General features: G+C 60.4%; 5 protein-coding genes. 4 read left to right on the forward strand and 1 reads right to left on the reverse strand.

Annotation, left to right across the window (positions count from 1 at the left end; all coding sequences use genetic code 11):
* The 4 genes from WA354_RS12795 to WA354_RS12810 form a co-directional block, all read left to right on the forward strand.
* On the forward strand, nucleotides 1–1,293 hold a 1,293-nt coding region (locus tag WA354_RS12795; protein ID WP_472813399.1), incomplete at its 5' end, for an amidohydrolase.
* A gap of 171 nt (nucleotides 1,294–1,464) precedes the next feature.
* Nucleotides 1,465–2,397, forward strand: coding sequence for a DMT family transporter (locus tag WA354_RS12800; RefSeq protein WP_472813400.1), 933 nt, complete (start codon nucleotides 1,465–1,467; stop codon nucleotides 2,395–2,397).
* A gap of 280 nt (nucleotides 2,398–2,677) precedes the next feature.
* Nucleotides 2,678–3,022 carry a hypothetical protein gene (locus WA354_RS12805; protein WP_472813401.1) on the forward strand — a complete coding sequence of 115 codons (345 nt, stop codon included), beginning with the start codon at nucleotides 2,678–2,680 and terminating at the stop codon, nucleotides 3,020–3,022.
* A gap of 93 nt (nucleotides 3,023–3,115) precedes the next feature.
* The gene (locus WA354_RS12810) at nucleotides 3,116–5,620 is read left to right on the forward strand and encodes an ADOP family duplicated permease (RefSeq protein ID WP_472813402.1); all 2,505 of its coding nucleotides are present in this window, start codon (nucleotides 3,116–3,118) and stop codon (nucleotides 5,618–5,620) included.
* A gap of 52 nt (nucleotides 5,621–5,672) precedes the next feature.
* On the opposite strand, the gene WA354_RS12815 is transcribed toward WA354_RS12810, so the two are convergent.
* The coding region (locus tag WA354_RS12815) for a M20/M25/M40 family metallo-hydrolase (protein WP_472813403.1) at nucleotides 5,673–6,366 on the reverse strand (694 nt) is incomplete at its 5' end.

Below are 6,366 nucleotides of genomic sequence, written 5' to 3' on the forward strand. Positions count from 1 at the left end.
GGCGATCATCCCACCTTCCTCGATCGCATCGACGGTCACATCTCCATCGCGAATACGGCCGCGCTCGCTGCCGCCGGCATCACAGGAAAGACCCAGCCGCCGCAAGGCGGCGCCATCGACCTGGATAGCAGCGGCGAACCCACCGGCATTCTTCGTGAATCGGCGCAGGGCCTCGTCTACAGAGTCATCCCGCCGCCGACGCCGGAGGAGCGCCGCAAGGGCGACGAACTCGCTATCCATGACGCCCTCACCCACGGCGTCACCAGCGTGCAGGACTTCAGCGACTGGGAAGACTTCCTCGTCTTCGAGCAAATGGAGAAAGATGGAAAGCTTCATCTCCGCATCAGCGAGTGGCTGCCATTCAAAGACTCGCTCGACGAACTGAAAGCACATCGCGCTCATCACGATGTCAATGATCCCTTGCTTCACACCGGCATGCTTAAAGGATTCATGGATGGTTCGCTCGGCTCCCGCACCGCCGCGATGAAAGCACCCTTCGCCGATGACGCGAACAACACCGGCCTCCCGCAGTACACACAGGACGAGTTGAATAAAATGTCCGTTGAACGCGCTGCAGCAGGGTTCCAACTCGGCTTCCACGCCATCGGCGACAAAGCAACATCCATGGCCCTTGATGCCTACGAGGCCTTGGACACCGCGAATGAAAAGCAGCATCAACAGGAAATCAATGATTGCTTCCGCCAACATCCCGAGATGCGGAAGATGGCTGACGCGTGCGGCACTTTACCTCGTCCATCTCTTTCGCTGGGGCGTCGCCACCGCATCGAGCACGCGCAAGTCGTCGATCCCGCCGACATTCCCCGCTTCAAACAGCTCGGCGTCATTGCCAGCATGCAGCCCAACCACCTGCTCACCGACATGAACTGGGCCGTCGATCGGCTCGGCGCCCAGCGCGCGGCATACTCCTACGCCTGGAAAGCCTTTCTCGATGCCGGCGTGCCTCTCGCCTTTGGCACCGACTATCCCGTCGAGCCCGTCACGCCTTTTCGCGGACTCTATGCCGCCGTCACCCGCATGAACGAAGCGGGCACCAAGACTTACTATCCGGAAAACAAACTAACCCGCGGACAGGCGCTCTACGCTTATACCCAGGGCTCCGCCTACGCCGAGTTCGCAGAGAAGCGCAAAGGCAAACTAGTCCCCGGCTACGACGCCGACTTCATCCTCGTCGATCGCGATCTCTACAACGTCGCAGCCCCCGCCATCCTTGCCACCAACGTCCTCAAGACCTACGTCGCCGGCCAGGACGCCCTCGCCACCCCGGACCAATAAAAGTCGCCGCGAACCGGGGTGGGACTCACGACCTCGCGCACCAACCGCAGGTGTCATTCTGAACGTAGCGCTTTCCCCATGAACAGTTCTATCCATGGGGAAGGCGAAGGGAAGGACCTGCTTTTGTTTTCGACGAACACCGCTCAACTCCGCCTGACATAATCGAAAAACATGAAACTTCGCGCCTACCTGCTGATGACCTTCGTGGTCGCCGTCTGGGGATCCACGTTCGTCCTCATCAAGGGCGCGCTCACCGACTCCACGCCGGCGGCGTTCAACCTCATCCGCATGACGCTGGCCTTCGCGCTCCTTGCCGTCGCCTACCACCGCTACTGGCACACTCTCCGCCGCACCCACATTCTCTCTGGAGCCGTCGTTGGCCTCTGTCTCGCCGTCGGCTACCAGTTCCAGACCATCGGCCTCGTGCGCACCACGCCCTCCAAATCCGCCTTCATCACCGGACTCGTTGTCGTCCTCGTTCCCCTCTTCTCCATCGCACCATCGCTTCGGCCGCCCGGTGCACACGCACCCCGCTGGAACGCCTTTCTCGGCGCCGCGCTCGCCTTCATCGGCATCCTGTTTCTCACTGCACCCCCTGCCGGCTCCGGATCCTCCTCCAATTTCGCGTCCCTGCTCCCTGACCTATCCTCCATTAACCTGGGCGACATCCTCACCTTTGGCTGTTCCATCGGATTTGCGTTTCACTGCATCGCTCTCGGCCATGTCTCCCCGCGCATTCCCTTCCAGCCACTCGCCATTCTTCAAGTGGGATTTTGCGCTCTCTTTATGGCGATCAGCCTTCCGCTAATTGAGCACCCCCACATCCACTTCACCGTTCGCCTCATTACAGCCCTCGTGATTGCCGCAGCCCTCGCCACCGCCGCCGCATTCTCCATCCAAAGCTGGGCCCAGTCGATCCTGCCCTCCACGCACACGGCGCTCCTCCTCACCCTCGAGCCTGTCTTCGCCTGGATCACGTCCTACTTCATCACCGGTGAACGCCTCGGCCTCGTTCCCGCCGCCGGCGCCATCCTCATCCTTTCCGGCATCGCCATCACCGAACTCGTCCCCCAACCCCACGTCCCGTCAGCCCACGAAGCGTGATCCCCGGTTTGATTTGTTTCAGCCGTTTAAAGAATGATTTACCAGGCACCGTGGATCGCCCTGACAAACCGAAATCGCCTGCTCTGAATGCCATTTCGACAGTGATTCCGGGGTCGGCCTCAGTACTTCGATAACACTCCTTCGAAGGCGATGCCCACAAATTGATTAGTTTTGACCAGCCGCCTGTTGCACAATGGCTGCACGGCCTCGCTCTCGGAACGTTGCCGGAAAGGCAACCGCAGTGTCATCAGCGTGGAAAAATCTGAGCGCCCCGGCAAGGATGCTGGCCCGTAGCGCAACTACCCTGCTTGTCGCCTCGACCCTCCTCGGAATCGAGGCTGTGATCCTGCTCATCCTCGGCGCGGCCCCCGCCCGCGACCTCGTGGTCAAGCCGTTTATCCTGCTCGCCTACCTTGAAGTTTGCGCCATGTTCTTCTCCATCATCTTCATCGTGGCCGGCATCATTGGCCTCATCTTCTATCGCCCGTATCAATTCATCTGCGAGAAAATGTTTTTCCGTCGCGCTCGCCGCGCCGGCGAGCTTGGCGAACAGTACACCTTCTACGAGAACATTCCGTCACCAATACGCACACACAACCCCGAAGAAGACGGCGCACCCGATTAGATTTGCGAGGAGTCCGCGCTATCCTTTCCTTCCGCGGCAAAGGTCCGATCATCAGCCCTGTTCCCGCCATCACACTACGCAAGACAGAACGCGATGAAGAGCAGAAACCCTGGTCCCCCACGCGCCGCAATGACTCCCGCCGCCGCCCGCGGCCACGCATTGCAAATCTTGCCCATGGTCGAAAACCTGGTCGCTGATATTCGGTACTCGCTTCGCGTTCTTCGCAAGTCGCCAGCATTCACCATCGTCTCTTTACTCACTCTCATGCTGGCCATTGGAGCGAACGTCGTCGTCTTCGGCGTTCTGAGTGCCGTTCTCCTGCACTCTCTCGGTGTCAACGATCCGCAGAACCTCTATCAGCTCCGCCACCAGCAATGGATGAGTGGACGGCTGCTCACTACGTCCTATCCCGCATTCGAAGATTTCCGCCGGGGCAACAACACCTTCAGCGGAATGGCCGGAATTGATGCCTATTCCCATGCCACACTTACTTGGAACAGAGCCGCCTTGAGCCTCGCCGGAGATGAAGTCACCGGCAATTATTTCGATCTCCTCGGCGTGCAGCCACAGGCGGGACGCTTCTTCCATGCCGCCGACGAGCATGGTCCCGATTCCGCGCCCTACGTGGTCTTAAGCAACGACCTGTGGCGCAATGCGTTCCACGCCGACCCAGGCATAGTCGGAACGATTGTTGACCTCAACAAACATCCCTTCAACGTGGTAGGCGTCGCGCCGGCGAGTTTCCACGGCACTGAGCGCTTCGCATGGCCCGACTACTGGATCCCCATGGTGAATGAGCAGCAGGTGGACTCGTTCGATTACCTGCATGCTCGCGCGTCGGTTGCCCTTACCGTGATTGGCCGTCTCAGGCCCGGCGTGACCCCGCGGCAGGCAACAGACAATCTCAACGCCATTGCTGCCGAGCTTGCCAAAGAGTATCCGCAAACTGATGAGGGACTTTCGTACCGGCTCATCCATCCGGGACTCATCGGCGACGATGGCGAAGTCATTCGCGGATTCCTATGGAGCGTTTTCGTGCTCGCGCTGCTGGTTCTGGCGGCGGCCTGCGCCAATCTGGCAAGTCTCTTTGCGGCGCGCACCGCCGATCGCAGTCGCGAACTGGCACTCCGCGTCGCCCTGGGTTCGAGCCGGAGCAGCCTTGTGAAGCAACTGCTAATCGAGGCCCTGGTTGTGTCCCTGCTCGGCGGAGCAGCGGGACTGGCAGGTGCGGATCTGCTGCTCGGTGTGTTGAGCCGCTGGCGGCCTGCCGCTGAAAGTCATCTGGCTGCCGGCGTGGATGCTCGGGTTTTCCTCACAGCCCTGGCATTGACGCTGCTGAGCGCGCTTTTGTTCGGAATGATTCCTGCGCGTCACGCCTGGCGGAGCAGGCCGCTGCAAATGATCAAGGGCGGCGCACTCGATATATTGCACCTGCGCCGCTTTGCTCTACGCGACCTCCTGCTGGGCGCACAGATTGCCATCTGCACGCTGCTGGTGACCGCCTCGCTTGTCGCGGTGCGCGGAATGGAGCATTCGCTGCATACTCCACTCGGCTTCGAACCGCATGGCGCCATGATCGTCGACATGGACCTGAGTCAGATTCCAGCTAGCGCGGCACTCGACAAACAAAGATCGATCATTGAGGCAGTGCGCAGCATTCCCGGTGTCACCGCCGTCGGATCCGTGAACCGCACACCCATGACCGGCGGCCTGCACGGAACACCGATCTTCCAATCCGGCACGACGGATTTCAAGCTGAACAATGTCGCGCTCGCGCCATACGTTTTTCAAATGTCTCCGGGATACCTTGAAGCCGCAGGCACTCGCCTGCTCGCCGGACGCGATGTCTCCTGGGACGACACCCCCAAAACTCCATATGTCGCGATCGTCAATGAAACATTTGCGCAAGAGATGTGGGGCCATGCTCCGGCCATCGGACAGCACTTTATTATTTCCGGCAATCTCACTGAAGTGGTGGGTGTGGTCGAGACCGGCAAATACCACGACATGCAGGAATCGTCCCAGCCCGTGGTGTATCTGCCGATGTCGCAAAACGACCAGGAAGAGTCGATCTTCATCGTGCGTTCGCAGCGCATGCCAAGCGAGATGACCGCAGCGCTCCACCGCACCCTCGGCAGCATCGATCCGAATATTCCGATCACCGTCGAAAGCTGGTCCGATACGCTGCAGAGCGAGTTCCTCCCGGCACGTGCTGCGACCGTGGCACTCGGCGTCATGGGCTTGCTTGCTGCCATGCTGGCCATCACCGGCATCTTCGGAATGGCAGCCTACAGCGTCAGCCGTCGCATGAAAGAACTGGGCATCCGCGTGGCACTGGGCGCGCGCAAAACGCAGTTGATCAGTGCCGCTATCGGTCGCCCCGTCGTCCTGCTCGGCATAGGCTCAGCCGTGGGGCTGCTCGCAGGAGTCTTCTTGAGCCGTCTGCTCGCACACATTGTGTATCAAGCAAATCCGCGTGACCCCGTAGTCGTTGTCGGCGCGGTTCTCACCATGGCCTTGCTCGGCATCGTAGCCTCAGCCATCCCCGCCGCCCGCGCCCTCGCTATAGATCCCTCAACCCTGATGCGCGAGGAATAAGCGACTCCGCGATAGTTGCTCCCTGTTCCCTAATCCCTAATTCCCTGCCTTTTCACCTCACCGCCGGCTCCGGTGAATCCGCCAGCGCATACGCCAGCACTGCCATGATCGCCGCATTTTCATTCAGGTGTTTCTTGTCGATCTTGTCGAAGGTATCCGCCGCCGTGTGGTGATAGTTGAAATAGAACCGGCTGTCCTGCACCGGAGCAAAACTGGGCACACCCTTCTCCGTCATTCCTGCAATGTCCTCGCCCGTCTCTGGCGCATTCTCCAGTGATCCGGCCCCGTTCGCGTCCAGCACCGCTGCCACCGGACGCAACCACCGCCCCAACTCCGGCTTGCCCGCGTAATAAATTCCCGTCGGATGATCGGCGCCGAGATCGCTCTCAATCGCACCCACATGATTCCCCATCTCCGCCGCGTGTTCCTTCATGTACGCCGCGGCCCCCTCCGAACCCTCTTCTTCGCTCATCCACGCAATCACACGCACGGTCCTGCGCGGATGAATCCCAAGCTCCTTCATCAACTGGATCGCCTGCATCGACACCGCTACTCCCGCGCCATCGTCGATCGCACCCGTTCCCAGATCCCAGGAGTCCAGATGCCCGGAAACCACCACCACCTGCTCCGGATGCTCGGTCCCCTTCCAGTCCGCAATCACGTTGTAGCTCTGTGCATTCGGCAGCGTTTGCGGAGTCAGTGTCAAATGCATCCTCACCGGCCCTTGTCCCGCCAGTACTTTCAGC

It is taken from the genome of Occallatibacter sp. (assembly GCF_049802275.1).
Taxonomy (GTDB): domain Bacteria; phylum Acidobacteriota; class Terriglobia; order Terriglobales; family Acidobacteriaceae; genus Telmatobacter.

Excerpts from the sequence above, each read along its gene's own strand:
- WA354_RS12800 (WP_472813400.1), top strand. The coding sequence starts at position 1,465 with ATGAAACTTCGCGCCTACCTGCTGATGACCTTCGTGGTCGCCGTCTGG.
- WA354_RS12805 (WP_472813401.1), top strand. The coding sequence starts at position 2,678 with ATGCTGGCCCGTAGCGCAACTACCCTGCTTGTCGCCTCGACCCTCCTC.
- WA354_RS12810 (WP_472813402.1), top strand. The coding sequence starts at position 3,116 with ATGAAGAGCAGAAACCCTGGTCCCCCACGCGCCGCAATGACTCCCGCC.